At 54.3% G+C, this 16,711-nt stretch carries 17 protein-coding genes; 3 read left to right on the top strand and 14 right to left on the bottom strand.

All coding sequences use genetic code 11. The annotated features are described in order from the left end of the window. Positions 1-46 precede the first annotated feature (46 nt). From rplI to rpsF, 4 genes are read right to left on the bottom strand one after another with little or no spacing between them, the layout of a single operon-like run. Positions 47-496 carry a 50S ribosomal protein L9 gene (gene rplI / locus VI01_RS21380; RefSeq protein ID WP_038644435.1) on the bottom strand — a complete coding sequence of 150 codons (450 nt, stop codon included), beginning with the start codon at positions 494-496 and terminating at the stop codon, positions 47-49. A 39-nt stretch (positions 497-535) separates the two neighbouring features. Then, positions 536-763 (bottom strand): 30S ribosomal protein S18, encoded by a 228-nt coding sequence (gene rpsR, locus VI01_RS21375; RefSeq protein ID WP_002210155.1) that lies wholly within the window; start codon positions 761-763, stop codon positions 536-538. A 4-nt stretch (positions 764-767) separates the two neighbouring features. Beyond that, the gene (priB, locus tag VI01_RS21370; protein ID WP_034829319.1) at positions 768-1,085 is read right to left on the bottom strand and encodes a primosomal replication protein N; all 318 of its coding nucleotides are present in this window, start codon (positions 1,083-1,085) and stop codon (positions 768-770) included. Between the two features lie 6 nt (positions 1,086-1,091). Beyond that, a complete protein-coding gene (rpsF, locus tag VI01_RS21365; RefSeq protein WP_034829324.1) occupies positions 1,092-1,487 on the bottom strand; it encodes a 30S ribosomal protein S6 in 396 nt (131 codons plus the stop codon). A 383-nt stretch (positions 1,488-1,870) separates the two neighbouring features. Between rpsF and VI01_RS21360 the strand changes: the two genes are divergently transcribed. Then, positions 1,871-2,077 carry a hypothetical protein gene (locus tag VI01_RS21360; RefSeq protein ID WP_038644432.1) on the top strand — a complete coding sequence of 69 codons (207 nt, stop codon included), beginning with the start codon at positions 1,871-1,873 and terminating at the stop codon, positions 2,075-2,077. Between the two features lie 47 nt (positions 2,078-2,124). Here the strand turns inward: VI01_RS21360 and yjfP are convergent, their stop codons facing one another. Further along, complete coding sequence (yjfP, locus tag VI01_RS21355; protein ID WP_045816549.1) at positions 2,125-2,874, bottom strand: esterase; 750 nt, start codon at positions 2,872-2,874, stop codon at positions 2,125-2,127. Between the two features lie 160 nt (positions 2,875-3,034). On the opposite strand from yjfP, the gene VI01_RS21350 reads away from it, so the two are divergent. Together VI01_RS21350 and bsmA are read left to right on the top strand one after the other, a co-directional pair. Beyond that, positions 3,035-4,966, top strand: coding sequence for a methyl-accepting chemotaxis protein (locus VI01_RS21350; RefSeq protein WP_045816548.1), 1,932 nt, complete (start codon positions 3,035-3,037; stop codon positions 4,964-4,966). A 55-nt stretch (positions 4,967-5,021) separates the two neighbouring features. After that, positions 5,022-5,348 (top strand): biofilm peroxide resistance protein BsmA, encoded by a 327-nt coding sequence (gene bsmA / locus VI01_RS21345; RefSeq protein WP_045816547.1) that lies wholly within the window; start codon positions 5,022-5,024, stop codon positions 5,346-5,348. On the opposite strand, the gene VI01_RS21340 is transcribed toward bsmA, so the two are convergent. From VI01_RS21340 to hflX, 9 genes are all read right to left on the bottom strand, one after another. Next, positions 5,322-6,950: an isovaleryl-CoA dehydrogenase gene (locus VI01_RS21340; protein WP_045816546.1), complete on the bottom strand. Its 1,629-nt coding sequence runs from the start codon at positions 6,948-6,950 to the stop codon at positions 5,322-5,324. The genes bsmA and VI01_RS21340 overlap by 27 nt on opposite strands. Positions 6,951-7,039: 89 nt before the next feature. Next, complete coding sequence (gene rlmB, locus VI01_RS21335) at positions 7,040-7,774, bottom strand: 23S rRNA (guanosine(2251)-2'-O)-methyltransferase RlmB (RefSeq protein WP_038644417.1); 735 nt, start codon at positions 7,772-7,774, stop codon at positions 7,040-7,042. Between the two features lie 337 nt (positions 7,775-8,111). Continuing rightward, positions 8,112-10,562 carry a ribonuclease R gene (gene rnr, locus VI01_RS21330; protein WP_045816545.1) on the bottom strand — a complete coding sequence of 817 codons (2,451 nt, stop codon included), beginning with the start codon at positions 10,560-10,562 and terminating at the stop codon, positions 8,112-8,114. A 16-nt stretch (positions 10,563-10,578) separates the two neighbouring features. Next, entirely contained in the window at positions 10,579-11,022 is a 444-nt protein-coding gene (nsrR, locus tag VI01_RS21325) for a nitric oxide-sensing transcriptional repressor NsrR (protein ID WP_034829346.1), read from the bottom strand. A gap of 192 nt (positions 11,023-11,214) precedes the next feature. Continuing rightward, positions 11,215-12,513 carry an adenylosuccinate synthase gene (locus tag VI01_RS21320; RefSeq protein WP_034829348.1) on the bottom strand — a complete coding sequence of 433 codons (1,299 nt, stop codon included), beginning with the start codon at positions 12,511-12,513 and terminating at the stop codon, positions 11,215-11,217. A gap of 176 nt (positions 12,514-12,689) precedes the next feature. Next, entirely contained in the window at positions 12,690-12,890 is a 201-nt protein-coding gene (locus tag VI01_RS21315; RefSeq protein ID WP_038644411.1) for a DUF2065 family protein, read from the bottom strand. 60 nt (positions 12,891-12,950) lie between these two features. After that, the gene (gene hflC, locus VI01_RS21310; RefSeq protein WP_034829352.1) at positions 12,951-13,955 is read right to left on the bottom strand and encodes a protease modulator HflC; all 1,005 of its coding nucleotides are present in this window, start codon (positions 13,953-13,955) and stop codon (positions 12,951-12,953) included. Positions 13,956-13,958: 3 nt separating this feature from the next. Next, on the bottom strand, positions 13,959-15,197 hold the full coding sequence (hflK, locus tag VI01_RS21305; protein WP_034829354.1) for an FtsH protease activity modulator HflK: 1,239 nt from the start codon (positions 15,195-15,197) through the stop codon (positions 13,959-13,961). Positions 15,198-15,425: 228 nt separating this feature from the next. Next, positions 15,426-16,706 (bottom strand): ribosome rescue GTPase HflX, encoded by a 1,281-nt coding sequence (hflX, locus tag VI01_RS21300; protein ID WP_038644406.1) that lies wholly within the window; start codon positions 16,704-16,706, stop codon positions 15,426-15,428. Positions 16,707-16,711: the final 5 nt, after the last annotated feature.

Here is a 16,711-nt window from a genome sequence, read left to right as displayed (position 1 = left end):
TTCCTTCCCTTGCCGCCTTACCGCACCTTGAATTATTTAGAGTAGATTACTCAGCCACTACATTCACAACCAGTTTAGCGAACACTTCGCTATGAACCTGGAAGTCAACTTCGTGCTCACCGGTAGAACGCAGAACGCCGTTTGGCAGACGCACTTCGCTCTTAGCCACTTCAACGCCAGCTGCAGTCACTGCATCAGCGATGTCGCGAGTACCGATTGAACCGAACAGTTTACCTTCGTCGCCTGATTTAGACGCGATGGTAACGGTGCCCAGTGCGTTGATTTTCTCTGCACGTGCGTTAGCAGCAGCCAGAACGTCAGCCAGTTTGGCTTCCAGTTCAGCGCGACGTGTTTCGAAGAACTCAACGTTTTTCTTGGTAGCAGGAACAGCTTTACCCTGTGGAACCAGGAAGTTACGAGCGTAGCCCGCTTTAACGTTAACCTGATCACCCAGGCTGCCCAGGTTTGCTACTTTATCAAGCAGAATAACTTGCATTACCTTATCCTCTTAAAGTCGTTAATGGACAACTACCAATTACTGATGACGATCAGTGTATGGCAGCAGGGACAGGTAGCGAGCGCGCTTGATGCAACGAGCGAGCTGACGCTGGTATTTTGCACGAGTACCGGTAATACGGCTCGGGACAATTTTACCGCTTTCGGTAATGTAGTTTTTCAGTGTAGCGATATCTTTGTAATCAATCTCTACAACGCCTTCCGCGGTGAAACGGCAGAATTTGCGACGACGGAAATAACGTGCCATTTGGCTAGTCTCCAGAATCTATCAATTCAATCTGCTCGGCATGTAACACCATTCTGCTCTGACCATTGCGTGCCTGATGGCAGCTAATGAAACCTTCGAGAACGAGTTGCGTACCGACCGTTATATGTTGAGTAATCACCTGATGGGTGCTGCCGCTGATAATCACCGGCATCTGACACCAGGCTTGCCGGTGAAAACCGGCTTCCTCCTGCACAGAACGGTGCTCAAGCACGAACTGGCAGTGAGGAATCCCTGACGGACTGACTTTTCGAACTGGCGTCTTGCACACAGTGCCTGACAGGCGCAGTCGATTTGCCGTCATGTCGGATTACTCTTCAGAATCCCCAGCATCTGAGTCATCTGATGATTCGTTAGCGAAGTCTTCGCGACGATCACGACGCTCATCTTTCGCTTTAACCATCGGAGATGCTTCAGTTACCGCGTGCTTAACGCGCATAACCATGCTGCGGATAACGGCGTCGTTGAAGCGGAAGTTAGTTTCCAGCTCGTCAATCACTTCCTGCGGTGCTTCTACGTTCAGCAGAACATAGTGAGCTTTGTGCAGTTTGTTGATTGGGTAAGCCAGCTGACGGCGGCCCCAGTCTTCCAGACGGTGAATCGTGCCCTGTGCACCGGTGATAGCACCAGTGTAACGCTCGATCATACCTGGAACCTGTTCGCTCTGGTCAGGATGGACCATAAATACGATTTCGTAATGACGCATCGATAGCTCCTTACGGATTATTCAGCCTCCTGTCGGGGTCAGCTGCGGCCCATGGAAGCAAGGAACGTTATAGGTTGTGAATCATTTAAATGAAACACACCTCTGAATGCAGCTGAAAAATTGACGCGTAATCATACTGGCGTCCCCCTGGAAACTCAAGCGCACAATTCATCAAATCCCTTGGGTCATGCCAGTTAAGCGCACCTTTTGTGCTAAGGATTAAGATTCAGCAGGTTAGCGAAGGTTTGTTCAAAATCGCTGATGGAGGCGTTCAACAGGGCGATCTGGCATCAATGTGGCGAAGAACTAAACTATTTACAGGCGCAACGGTTTGGCTTATTCGCGGCGTCTGAGAGTGCAATCCCTGGAGTGAGGAGTCGAATATGAAAACCATCATTTTCGCCACTTTACTGGGTCTCTTCCTGTCTCCACCCGCTTTCGCCAGCTCCGCTGACTACGCGCAGCAGATGAGAAGTAACAGCAGCAATGCGGCTTCAGGCTATGTCTATGTCAACCGGCTGGATACGCCTGGCAGCAACCCAGTCAGTGCGAATACCAGTGCAGCAGATCGTCTGTCTTCACAGCTGTAAAATCGGATGACGTAACGGGCTGGCATCTTTGCCAGCCCGAGTTGTTTCTACAGCTGATGCTTGAAAAAACTCACCAGTGCAGTCAGGGCTGAAGGCGTGATTTTGTGGCCGATTTGCTTTTCCGACAGGTAAGTCATTTTTTCATTCAATGCGGCTTCACGCAGCGCTTTCTCCAGCCTGACAGTTTCAGCGAACGGCACCACTTCATCGGCTTCACCGTGCCATAACAGCAGCGGGCGATTAGCCAGTTTATCCAGCTGCTGGCTGGGGTCGTAAGGTGCCAGCGGCGCGAGGCGGGCGGCTAGCGTCTCTTTCTGCTCTGGCGTGCGCGCCACCAGCGGTGGGAACAACGTATGGCTGAGCTGCATAAAGTAACCGGAGCCCATCATACAAGCGACGCTATGAATCTGCGGATAGCGTGCCATCGCGCCCAATGCGGTCATGCCGCCCATCGAAGCACCAGCCACCGCAAAGCGCTCATCGGCAATCAAATCTTTCTCACGCAGCGCCGCTTCTAACAGCGGTACTTCGTCGATGTTCTGTTTGAGGATCTCCCAGAAGTGCGTCATACGCGTTTCGGTATCTCCGTTGTAGCGCGCTCCGTGCATATCGGCATCCGGCATCACTACGCGAAACCCAGCCTGCGCTAGTGCCACCGCGAAGTAGCTGTACACTTCTTTGGATGAGGTGAACCCGTGATAAAACAGGATGGTGGGTAAACGTGCCTGCCGCTGTCCTGCGGGAGCCGCATGAATACACTCAATACCTGCCAGGTTTTCCGTTGCCAACTCAATCATATCGCCTCCGTTGAGAATGATTATCACCCGTCACAGTGTAAGCGCTGAGCGACAAAACGCGAGCGACTTCACATTTAATCAGAATAATTTCTGTACTAAACCTTTTGCCGCATTTGCCGTTGATCTTGTACCCCTCCAATAGTCTTGAAATAGGTACTTTATGAAGCGTCTCTCTCTCAGCGCCATGGGTCTCGGCATTAAACTGTCTGTATTGACGTCTTTAAGCGTGGCAATTGTGCTGTTTACCCTGACCTTAACCCTGAGCCATAACGCGGCTCGCCAACTGGAACAGCTGGCGACCGATGATATGCAGAATCAGGTGCTGGGCATTAATGAAATGGCCACCATGTTTAACGCCACGTTGTCTGAAGAAGTGGCGAACTACACCAAATTGTTCCAGAGTTTCCTGCCCAAGCGCTTTAGCCGTGATGAGAATGAGCGTATTCAGGTCGGCGAACTCAGCACGCCGACCCTGCGCGCCGGGCTGAAAACCCTCAATCTGGATCAAATCGCAGTGGATGATTTTCTCGATCGTACCGGTGCAGTGTCGACCATCTTTGTGCGTGATGGTGAAGACTATGTTCGTATTGCCACCTCGCTGAAAAAAGAGGATGGCAATCGCGCCATTGGCACCCGACTTGACCGCAGCAGCGCAGCCTGGCGCAGCGTTAATCAGGGTGAAGTCTATCGTGGGCTGGCCACGCTGTTTGGCCATCGCTATATCACTCAGTATCAGCCGGTACAGGATGAGAGCGGCGCGGTGATCGCCATTCTGTTTGTCGGCGTGCAGATCGATGCGCAATATGCCCTGATGCGCGACAAAGTGCTGGCACGCCATCTCGGCGACAGCGGCACCTTCTTTGTACTCAACGGCGCCCCCGGCAGCACGCAAGGACAGTATCTGTTTGATCGTCAATCCGAAGGCAAGCTGCCGAGCTGGGATCAGTCTGTCCAGCAACAGCTGTTAACCCAATCCAAAGGGTTGCTGAGTATTCGACTGGATGGCGAGACTAAGCTGCTGGCGTGGCAGCAGCTGCCGGGCTGGAACTGGATTATTGCTGGCGAAGTCAGTCGCGCCAGCCTGCTGGCACCGATAACCCAGAGCCGTAACCTGTTTATCGTCATTGGCCTTGCCCTGGTCATCGCTTTCGCCGTGGGCTTTATCTGGTATAGCCGACGCGCCATTACGCGCCCGTTGCAGCAGGTGATTCATCTGGCAGAGCAGTATGCGGCCGGTAATTTGCAGGCGCATCTTGATTCCACCCGCCGTGATGAAATTGGTCAACTGGTCGCGGCCATAAACGGTATCGGCGATGGACTGGAAAAAGTGGTGAGTCAGGTTCGTCATGCGGCACGCGATATCAGCCGTGGCACTGACACTATCGCCGCCAGCAGCTCCAGCATCAGCGAACAGATCAATCGTCAGGCGAGTAGCGTGGAAGAGACCTCTGCCAGCATGGAGCAGTTTGGTGCCACCGTGGCGCAAACTGCGGCCAACGTCCGCCAGGCGATGGCGCTGGTCGGTGAGGCGGCCAGCACCGTCAATCATGGCGGCAGTACGGTAGCGCGCTCGGTCGAAACTATGGCGGAGATCCGCGTGGCTTCACAAAGCATCGCTGATATCACCCATGTAATTGAATCCATAGCATTCCAGACCAATATTCTGGCGCTGAACGCGGCAGTGGAAGCGGCGCGTGCCGGTGAGCATGGCAAAGGCTTTGCGGTGGTCGCAGCGGAAGTCCGCGCGCTGGCGCAACGCAGTGCCAATGCGGCGAAAGAGATCGATAACTTGATCGCCACCTCCATCGATAAAGTCGCGGCCGGCCATGCGCTGTCCGAGCAAACGCGCGATGCAATGCAGCATATTGTTAGCCATATTGACCAGGTCAAGACGCTGATGGGCGAGATCAATATCGCTGCGCAAGAGCAGGCGGCGGGCATTGGTCAGGTGAATCTGGCGATGAATCATATTGGCCAGGCGACGCACCAAAGCAGCGATATGGTTACCCAATCGGAAACCACAGCGCAGACGTTGAGCCAGCAGGGTCATCATTTAACCCAGCTGGTGAGTGTTTTTCATTTGAAAGACTGATGTGAACGGGGAAGATGGCCTAAACTGGAGCCATCTTCCTTATCAGGAGCGTATTATGCGTCGCTTTTTACTGGTGTTGAGCCTGTTACTAACCGGTTGTGCCGCGTTTAAAACCACACCGGAAGCCCCACCGCCGCCGACCAGCCACGCGCAGGAAATCAGCCGCGCGCAAAGCTATGGCTTGCGCAAACTGGGTAATATCACGGTCTCCACCCGTGGCTCACCGGATGATGCCGAGCGCGCATTAGGCGCACGAGCGAATCAGGCGGGCGCGGTTTACTACCAAATCCTGATGCTGGATGAAACCACACTGCCTGGCTTTTGGTACGGCACCGCCATTCTCTATGGCGCGCCTTCAGCCAGTGCTGGCTCGCAGCAGTAAGCGCGTGCTGAGATCGTCACTCAGCGAACGTCGCCCCCGCATATCCAGGTGTTGATCGCACCAGCCATCGGCCAACGGCGGTTCAGCCACTTTCAACAGAATCGCCGCGCTCGCCAGTTGTAACAGTTCCTGCGTCACCTCACGCGCCGTGCCTTCTCGCACATGGTTAAGCTGCAGCCTTAACTGGCGCCAGCGACGATCAAAGTGGCGATTGCTGCCTTTTACCGCTTCAAATTCATCGTTAAGCATGGTCATCACATCGGCCTGGCGACCCAGCACGCGGAGCACGTCGAGGCACATCACGTTACCTGAGCCTTCCCAAATGCTGTTGACTGGCATCTCGCGGTACAGACGTGGCAGTTCACTCTCTTCGCAGTAGCCGATACCGCCCAGCACCTCCATCGACTCTGCCACAAACGGTATGCCGGCTTTGCAAATGCCAAACTTGGCGGCGGGCGTGAATAGCCGTGCGTACAAACGTTCGTGCTCGCTGGCAGGCGTGGACCATGCGCGTGCTAATCGCATCAGTAGCGCGGTTTGCCCTTCCAGCTGCAAGGCCTGCTGCGCCAGCACGGTGCGCATTAGCGGTTGATCGCTAAGGTTTTTGCCCATCACCTGACGCTGCTGCGCATGATGCAGGGCAATCGATAAGGCGCGGCGCATCAAGCCATGGCTGGCCAGCGCGCAATCAAAGCGCGTCATGCCGCCCATCTTTAAGATCAGCCGCACGCCATCGCCCTCTTCGCCCATCAGCCAGCCAATCGCATCCTGGAATTCCACCTCGGCGCTGGCGTTGGATCGGTTGCCGAGCTTGTCCTTCAGGCGCTCAATGCGAATCGCGTTGCGCGTGCCATCAGGCAGCAGACGCGGCAGAAAGAAACAGCTCAGCCCTTGCGAAGTCTGCGCCAGAATGAGATGCGCATCGCTTTGCGGCACAGAGAAAAACCATTTGTGACCGGTGATGCGATAAGGTTCACCCGTACCGCGTGACCCAATGGGTTCCGCGCGCGTGCTATTGCTGAGCACATCGGTTCCGCCCTGCTTCTCGGTCATGCCCATGCCAATCAACAGGCCGCGCTTTTTATTGCCCGGCTGATGATGCGCATCGTAGCGATCGCTCAGCAGCGCTTCGCGCCAATCATCGTAGGCTTCCGGCAGATGGTTTTGCAGTAGCGGAATGGCGGCATGCGTCATGGTGACCGGGCAGAGTGAACCCGCTTCGACCTGAGCATGCAGAATAAAGCGCGCGGCACGCGCTACCATCGCATTAGGCTGAACATCAGGTTGCCAGCTGAGGTTGTGCAAGCGGCTGGCGCATAATCCCTGCATGAGCAGATGCCAGGCGGGATGAAAGCGCACTTCGTCCAGCCGCTCACCGCGTGCGTCATAGCGCTGCAGCTCAGGCGGTTGGGTATTCGCCAGCCGACCTAATTCCAGCGATTCAGCGCTGCCGAGTTGCAGTCCAACAGAAGCCAGCCATTCGCGATCCCAGCCTGCACCTTCGCGCACGACGGCCTCGCACAAGGCGATATCGCGGGTGAATAAATTGCTATGACTAAGAGGATGGGGCTGATTGAAAACGCTGTGGGTTGTCCAGGTCATAATGTGGCATCTCCCTCATAAAACGCATGGTTCAAGTATGAGGGGGATGTGCAGTTATGCCTGGCTCAGAAACACTTTTGCGGCGGGGATCACGCCAAACGCTGACGCACCGCTTCGAACAGGCAGACACCGGTTGCGACAGAGACGTTCAGAGAAGAGACGCTGCCCGCCATTGGGATGCTGATCAGCTCATCGCAGTGTTCACGGGTCAGACGACGCATGCCTTCGCCTTCCGCGCCCATCACCAGCGCCATCGGGCCGGTCATTTTGCTCTGGTACACGGTGTGATCGGCCTCACCTGCGGTGCCCACTACCCAGATGTTGTACTCCTGCAGTAAACGCAGTGTACGCGCCAGGTTGGTGACGCGGATCAGTGGCACGTTCTCAGCTGCGCCGCTGGCGACTTTTTTCGCCGTAGCATTCAGCGGTGCGGCACGATCTTTCGGCACGATGACGGCATGTACGCCCGCAGCGTCGGCGCTACGCAGGCAAGCACCGAGGTTATGCGGATCGGTGACGCCGTCCAGTACCAGCAGGAAAGGTTTATCCAGACTTTGCAGCAGATCAGGCAAATCACCTTCCTGATAATTTTTACCCTGCTTTACGCGTGCCACGATACCCTGGTGCACACCGCCTTCCACCTGGCTGTCGAGCCATTGGCGATTAGCCACCTGAACCACAATTCCCTGAGCTTCCAGTGCGGCAATCAGCGGCTGCAGGCGACGATCGTCACGGCCTTTGAGAATAAAGACTTCCTGGAAACGCTGAGGATCACGTTCCAGCAGCGCCTGCACGGCATGAATACCAAAAATTATTTCACTCATTTGTTTGCTCAAGGTTGGATGTATATATCTGAATATAAGGGTATTAATTTCGATGCACATTAATGCGCACCCTACAAAACGCGCCGATTTAACGTACGCTCGTCGTCATAACACGCTGAACTAACTTAGGGCCGCCATCACTACGCACTTATCTATGATCTGTCGTGCGGGCGCTATCACAGCACGCTGGCATAACTTAGGGTCGCCATCACTACGCACTTATCCATGATCTGCCCTACGGGCGCCATCTCAGCACGCTGGCCTGGCTTAGGGGCGCCGTTTAAGGCGGCCCCAGCTTCAAAGTGCGATCAGGTCTTTAGACTTCGCGAGCCAACCCTCAAGCTTCGTTAGGTTTCTTCTTCGACCCGCGCTTGGCCTTGGTGGCGGCGGCGATTTTACGGGTTTTCTCAGAGATTTTTTTGCCTTTTTTCTCATTTTTTGCCGATTTTTCAGCAGGCGCAGGCTGCTTCTTCTCGCTGCGGAACGCTGAATCTGGCTCGAAGGTGCCCTTTTTACCCGCATCACGACGACGTCTTGCGGGCGGCTTGCCGCCGCGCTTCTCACGTTCGCGCTCGGTTTTACCCTCGCCGCGCGGTACGCGCTTGCTGGAGATCAGCGCAAAGTCGATTTTGCGCTCATCCATGTGCACCGCTTCCACACGCACTTCCACCGTATCGCCTAAACGATAAGTACGGCCACCAGATTCGCCAATCAGACGCTGACCAATCGGATCGAAACGATAGTAATCGTTGTCCAGTGAAGAGACGTGCACCAGGCCATCGATAAACAGATCGTTGAGACGCACGAAGAAGCCAAAACCGGTCACGCTGGAGATCACGCCGCTAAACACGTTGCCAACCTGATCCTGCATGAAGTCACATTTCAGCCAGTCCGCGACATCACGCGTGGCTTCATCAGCACGGCGTTCAGTCATCGAGCAGTGCTGACCGAGCTGCAACATCTGCTGCATATCGTAGTGATAACCGCCGTTTGGCGTGGTGTTACCTTTCAGCGTGCCCTGCTCTTTCGCCAGCAGGTATTTGATCGCACGGTGCAGCAGCAGATCAGGGTAACGACGAATCGGTGAGGTGAAGTGCGCATAGGACTGCAACGCCAGGCCAAAGTGACCACGGTTTTCAGGATCGTACACCGCTTGCTTCATTGAGCGCAGCAACATGGTTTGCAGCATTTCTGCATCGGGGCGATCGGCCACTTGCTTGAGCAATTCGGCATAGTCGACAGGCTGCGGTTTCGCGCCACCTGGCAGGCTCAACCCCAGCTCGTTCAATACAGTGCGGAAGCTTTTGATGCTGTCTTCGGTTGGACGATCGTGATCGCGGAACAGTGACGGTTCCTGATGCTTCTCAACATAACGCGCCGAGGCGATGTTGGCGAGAATCATGCACTCTTCGATCAGCTTGTGCGCATCGTTACGCACGGTTCGTTCAACGCGATCAATACGGCGCTCCGCATTGAAGATAAATTTGGCTTCTTCAGTTTCGAAGGAGATGCCACCACGCTGCTCACGTGCGGTTTCCAACTCCTGATACATGTGATGCAGCTCTTCAAGGTGTTTCACCTGAGCGGCATACTGCTCACGCAGTTCGGTATCACCCTGCAGAATGTTCCACACTTTGGTGTAAGTCAGACGCGCATGGGAGTTCATCACCGCTTCGTAGTGCTTATAGCCAGTGAGCTTACCGCTGGAAGAGATGGTCATCTCGCATACCATGCACAGGCGATCAACCTGCGGGTTCAGCGAGCACAGTCCGTTGGAGAGGATCTCCGGCAGCATCGGCACCACTTGCGATGGGAAGTAGACTGAGGTGCCGCGTTGATGCGCTTCGTCATCTAACGCTGTGCCTGGGCGCACGTAATAACTGACGTCAGCAATCGCCACCCATAGACGCCAGCCACCACCGCGCTTTTTCTCACAGTAGACGGCATCGTCAAAGTCACGCGCATCTTCACCATCAATGGTAACGAGCGGTAATTCACGCAGATCGACGCGGCCTTTTTTTGCCGCCTCTGGCACCTGCTCTTTCAGTTTCGAGATCTCTTTCTCAACTTCTTCCGGCCAGGTATGAGGGATCTCGTGGGTGCGCAGCGCCATATCGACCGCCAGACCGGTGCCCATGTTATCGCCGAGAATTTCGGTGACCTTACCGATGGCTTTGGTGCGACGAGTTGAGCGCTGAACGATCTCTACAACCACCACCGAGCCCATGCGCGCGCCCTGGGTTTCTTCCTGCGGGATCAGGATGTCGAAGCTCAGGCGGCTGTCATCCGGCACCACAAAACCGGTGCCGGCATCGGTAAAGTAACGGCCAACAATCTGGCTGTTGCGTGGTTCCAGCACGCGCACCACGCGCGCTTCACGGCGACCTTTACGGTCTGCACTGCCCGGCTGTGCGAGAATCACATCACCGTGCAGGCAAAATTTCATCTGCTCAGCAGACAGATAGAAATCATCTTTCTGGCCTTCGACGCGCAGGAAGCCATAGCCATCACGGTGACCAATCACTTTACCGCGCAGTAAGTCGAGGCGTTCTGGCAGGGCGTAACATTGACGACGGGTAAACACCAGCTGACCGTCACGCTCCATGGCGCGCAGACGACGGCGCAGCGCTTCAAGCTGCTCTTCGCTGGTGATATTCAATTCCTGGGCAATTTCATCGCGATTGATGGGTTTCTCACGCTTTTCTAACAGCGCCAGAATAAATTCGCGGCTTGGAATGGGGTTGTCGTACTTTTCTGCTTCTCTATCCTGGTAAGGATCTTTTGACATTACGGTTCCTCCGATGTCATTTAATTTGGATTGCCACCGGCGGTTCGGACAATAAAATTTGGTACAGTGAATCGTTATCTTTGACCAGATCGGCCAACGTATAGTTATCCAGCTCTTTGAGGAATAACTGGACCGCATCGTGCAGCGCCTTGCGCAGACGACAGGCCGGTGTGATGGCGCACTCCTCACAGTTCACCAACTGCAATGGCTCCATTTTTCTCACGACCTGACCAATAACGATTTTTTCCGGGTCCATGCCTAAACGAATTCCGCCGTTTTTACCGCGTGTTGCGGCGACAAAGCCAGCCCGGCTTAGTTGGTTGATGATTTTAACCATATGGTTACGCGACACCCCGTAGGTATCGGTGACTTCGGTAATGTTGGTCTGCTTACCTTCCGGCAACGTCGCCATGTAAATCAGCGCACGCAGACCATAATCGGTGAAACTCGTTAGCTGCACATATACCTCGGTGAACCATCGGGCGTTAGGGTTATGCGCCGGTCGGCGTGGTATTTAAATATGATGATAAACCAGAGCGTGGAAGCCGGTGCGTTTTTTCTTAAGCAAGTATCGATAATTGCAAGAAAAAAGAGAGTGAGCGGAGTCAAAGAGCGGATAAACAAAGGCCGGACAGTGTCCGGCCATGTAAGATTATGCGTCGAACGGGTCGCGCAGAATCATGGTCTCACTACGGTCCGGGCCAGTTGAAATAATATCAATCGGCACACCGGTCACTTCTTCTACACGCTTGATGTAGTCACGCGCGGCCTGCGGCAGACCTTCCAGCGTTTTCACACCAAAGGTGGTTTCGCTCCAGCCTGGCATGGTTTCGTAGATTGGCTCAATACCTTCCCAACCTTCCGCTGCCAGTGGCGTGGTGGTCATCTCGCGGCCATCCGGCATGCGATAAGCCACACAGATTTTCACTTCTTTCAGGCCATCCAGCACGTCCAGTTTGGTCATGCAGAAACCTGACAGGGAGTTGATCTGTACTGCGCGACGTACGGCAACCGCATCCAGCCAGCCAGTACGACGACGGCGACCGGTAGTCGCGCCAAACTCGTGGCCCTGAGCACACAGGAACTCGCCAGTTTCATCAAACAGTTCGGTAGGGAATGGACCCGCACCAACACGCGTTGAGTAAGCTTTAACGATACCCAGCACGTAATCGACATAACGTGGGCCAATACCGGAACCGGTCGCCACGCCACCTGCGGTGGTGTTAGACGAGGTCACGTACGGATAAGTACCGTGGTCGATATCCAGCAGCGTACCCTGTGCGCCTTCGAACATGATCAGATCGCCACGCTTGCGCGCACCGTCCAACAGGTCAGAAACGTCAACCACCATGCTGGTCAGAATGTCAGCCACAGCCAACGTATCGCTCAGCACTTTTTCGTAGTCAACCGCATCAGTTTTGTAGTAGTTAACCAGCTGGAAGTTGTAGAAATCGACGATTTCTTTCAGCTTAACGGCGAAGGTTTCTTTGTTGAAGAGATCGCTCACGCGCAGACCGCGACGTGCAACTTTATCTTCGTAAGCTGGACCGATACCACGACCGGTGGTACCAATCGCTTTGGCGCCACGCGCTTTTTCGCGCGCCACGTCCATCGCGACGTGATATTGCAGAATCAGTGGACATGCTTCAGAGATCAGCAGACGTTCACGTACCGGCACACCGCGCTCTTCCAGACCTTTCATCTCTTTCATCAGCGCTTCAGGCGACAGTACAACACCATTACCAATGATGCTGGTCACGTTATCACGCAGGATGCCAGATGGAATTAAATGGAGGACGGTTTTTTCACCGTTGATGACAAGTGTATGGCCTGCATTGTGGCCACCCTGGTAACGCACAACGAAATTCGCGCGTTCAGTCAGAAGGTCTACGATCTTACCTTTACCTTCGTCACCCCATTGGGTGCCCAGTACGACGACGTTCTTACCCATTTTTTCAAAATCACCGATTGCTTAAAAATGGATTCTACCATCGGTTTTGCTCACTTTCAGCACTTTTAGCATACGATTGCGCGGTTTTTTGCCCGCGTTTTGATCAATACAACATGTTGGGGGAAACATCGACCGCAAGACACAATTTAGCCGTGCGTCACCGCTCAAATTTAACGCTATGCGCTCGCATGCACACTCAGCATGTAATAAATCACCACGCCCGCTACCACTAATCCACCACCAAAACGATGCAGGATGCGATCGGGCAACTGCGCCATCGACAGAATCATGCGGCGCCAGACACGCGGCAGAAACATCGGACCCAGCCCTTCCAGCACCAGAACTAATGCCAGCGCCATCCAGATGGTTGTGTTCATTCTAATTTTCCCCAAAAAAAAAGGCCGACAACATTGTCGGCCTCAAGGTTATATCAGTTCTTAACGCGCGGTGTTAGTCGGTGCCTTCATAAAGCGGAAGAAATCGCTATCCGGGCTCAACACCATCACATCCTGGTTATCAGAGAAGCTGTTCTCGTAAGCACGCAGGCTGCGGATAAAGGCATAGAAATCAGGATCCTGACCGAAAGCATCTGCAAACAGTTTTGCTGCCTGCGCATCACCTTCACCACGTGAAATCAATGCCTGACGCTGAGCTTCAGCCAAAGTACGTGTGACCTGGTAATCCGCCTGAGCACGCAGTTTTTCTGCCTCTTCCTGACCTTGTGAACGCTGGCTACGGGCAACCGCTTCACGCTCTGCGCGCATACGGTTGTAGATAGCATCAGACACTTCCGCCGGCAGGTTGATCTGCTTGATGCGCACGTCAACTACCTGGATACCCAATGCAGCCATACTGTTCGGGTTCGGTGCTGGCTCGCTGCTGTTGGTTTCACGCTCAACGCGGGCTGCCGCGCTGGCAATCGCATCATCAGCAGCTGGCGTTTGTACTTCGTCATCACTGCCTGCAGTACCGGTGTTCAACGCATCACGCACGTCGGTGGTCAAACGACCACGTGAATCCGTCACGATGTCTTTCACATCCAGGCGACCCATCTCAGAACGCAGACGGTCACTGAACTTACGTTTCAGCAGCACTTCCGCCTGAGAAACATCACCACCGCCGGTTGCCAGGTAGTAGCGGCTAAAATCACTGATACGCCACTTGATGTAGGAATCAACGATCAGGTCTTTCTTCTCTTTGGTAACAAAGCGATCGGCCTGGTTGTCCATGGTCTGGATACGCGCATCCAGCGACTTCACGGTTTCAATAAACGGGATCTTGAAGTGCAGGCCCGGCTCGTAAACCTGCGGCTTGTTCTCGCTATCGCGCAGAACTTTACCGAAGCGCAGCACGATACCGCGCTCACCTTCCTGCACCACGAACAGTGATGCGTACAGCGCCACCAGGACGACAATAATTACGGCAATAATTGGCTTACGCATCGATTACTCCCTCCCTGCGCGCTGGGTATCGTTGCGTAACGCATTGGCGCGACGCTGGTCCATGATGCTGCTCGGACTGTAAGACGAAGAGTCATCATTGCTGGCACTGCTGCCAGACGAAGGCAGCTTCATCAAATTAGTGTTTTTCTGGCCTGCCTGGCTGCCAGAAATCTGACCACCACGCATCAGTTGATCCAGCGGCAGCACCATCAGGCTGTTACCACGGTCGTTAACCAGAACTTTGCGCGTATGGCTCAGCACACGTTCCATGCTTTCGATATACAGACGCTCTTTGGTGATTTGCGGTGCGGCTTTGTATTCCGGCAGCAGTAAAGCAAAGCGTGCCACTTCACCCTGCGCTTCTAACACCGTGCGCTCTTTGTATGCACGGGCCTCTTCCAGAATACGCTGCGCCTGACCGTTCGCACGTGGCTGCACTTCATTCGAATAAGCTTCTGCTTCACGCACGTACTGCTCACGGTTTTCACGCGCGGCGATGGCATCGTCAAACGAGGCCTTCACTTCTTCCGGTGGACGTGCCGCCTGGAAGTTAACGTCAAGCAGCGTAATCCCCATGTTGTAAGGGCGGATGGTTTCATCCAACTCACGTTGCGTCTCGCTACGCACCACGGTACGACCTTCAGTGAGGATACGGTCCATGGTAGAACGACCAATCACCCCGCGCAGTGCACTGTCGGTGGCCTGACGCAAACTGTCGTCAGCGCTGGTGACCGCGTACAAATACTGCTCAGGATTGGTTACGCGGTACTGCACGTTCATTTCCACGCGCACCACGTTTTCGTCCGAAGTCAGCATTACGCCAGAAGCAGCCAGCTCACGCACCGCTTCAACGTTAACGGCACGCACCTGATCGATAAAGGTTGGCTTCCAGTTCAGGCCCGGCTCAACCAGATGGCTGAACTTACCAAAACGAGTCACAACCCCACGTTCTGCTTCTTTAATGGTGTAGAAACCGCTGGCAGCCCAGATGACCACTGCAGCTACGGCAACGATGCCAACCAGTTTGCCACCGCTACCGCCGCCGCGCTGGCCGTTGTTGTCACTCTGTTTGCCACCGCCCAGTCCGCCGAGTTTTTTACTCAGCTTACGGAAGATATCATCCAGATCAGGAGGCCCCTGATCGCGCCCTCCCTTATTTCCCCCAGAGTTGCCGCCTTGATTATTGCTGCTTCCCCACGGGTCGCGGTCCTGTCCGTTATTTCCGGGCTGATTCCACGCCATGTCTCTACTCCATTTATTGTATTTACGTTTTTTACCCTTCTCTTGCGAATTGCAGCTGCGTTGGCTGTCTTCGCGCACTCCGGTCACTGACTGACGTAAGTGCCCGAAGATTCACTCAGTTGCCGCCATGCTGAAATCCGAAATAGTCGGGTATAACCTGCTAATTTGCGGCTCACAGCAATCATCACTGCATTTTTCAATAAGTTGGGTAAAGGCGTTAGGGCAATATCAAACAATATAACTGGCTAATGACGGTTCCTGTTTGCACAAACGACGCCAGTCAACGATCGGCATTCGCACATGCATACCGACAGAACCATCATCTTCATTCCATTCTTTCTCAATCGCCTGCAGTTGGTAGAAGCGGCTGCGCAAACGGCCCGCTTCTGGCGGCAGACGTAAATCATACTGCGCAATTTCACCGGCTAAGCGTTCAGACAGCGCCTGCCAAAGTAAGGGTAGACCTTCACCGCTCTGAGCAGAAAGCCAGACGCGTGTCGGCTTATTCTCTTCATCACGATCAATACGCGGCACAAAACCGTCCAGCATGTCGATTTTATTCATAATCAACAGCGCGGGAATTTCATCCGATTCGATTTCTGCCAATACTTCATTAACAGCGTCGATGTTGTCGTTGACGCGCAAATCGGCAGCGTCAATCACGTGCAGCAAGAGCGTCGCCTGACGTGTTTCCTGCAGTGTGGCTTTAAAGGCCGCCACTAAATCATGCGGTAAGTGGCGAATAAACCCAACGGTATCCGCTAAAACCACCTCACCCACGTCTGCCACATTCAGGCGACGCAGTGTCGGATCGAGGGTCGCAAACAGCTGATCGGCCGCATACACATTGGCTGACGTCACCGCATTGAACAGGGTAGATTTGCCGGCGTTGGTGTATCCCACCAGCGAAACGGTCGGCACATCGGCTTTGGCGCGTGCTTGTCGGCCCTGTTCGCGCTGCTTCTCTACACGCTCAAGGCGAGAAAGGATGAGACTAATGCGATTACGCAGTAAGCGGCGGTCCGTTTCCAGCTGCGTTTCACCGGGACCACGCAAACCAATACCGCCTTTTTGGCGCTCAAGGTGCGTCCATCCACGCACCAAACGGGTTGCCATGTGGCGCAACTGTGCCAGCTCGACCTGTAATTTACCCTCATGGGTACGGGCGCGCTGAGCAAAAATATCGAGAATTAAGCCAGTGCGGTCGACAACGCGACATTCACACACTCGCTCGAGATTACGTTCCTGGGCAGGCGATAAGGCATGATCGAATAATACGACCGATGCTCCACTCGCTTTCACCGCATCGGCAATTTCAACTGCCTTTCCTTCACCGACAAAATATTTGGGATGTGGCGCTTTACGGCTGCCCGTAATGACTTGCAGCGCTTCGACGCCCGCAGAAGAGACAAGAGTTTCGAACTCCTGCAAATCTTCCAGCTCTTTGTCTTGGGAGAACCAGATGTGTACCAGTACGGCCTGCTCACCGGCATCATAACGGTCAAACAAGCTAT

The organism is Pantoea sp. SM3, from assembly GCF_000963995.1.
Taxonomy (GTDB): domain Bacteria; phylum Pseudomonadota; class Gammaproteobacteria; order Enterobacterales; family Enterobacteriaceae; genus Pantoea; species Pantoea rwandensis_B.
The sequence above is the reverse complement of the archived record's forward strand: the minus strand, read 5'-3'. Positions and strand labels throughout refer to the sequence as shown.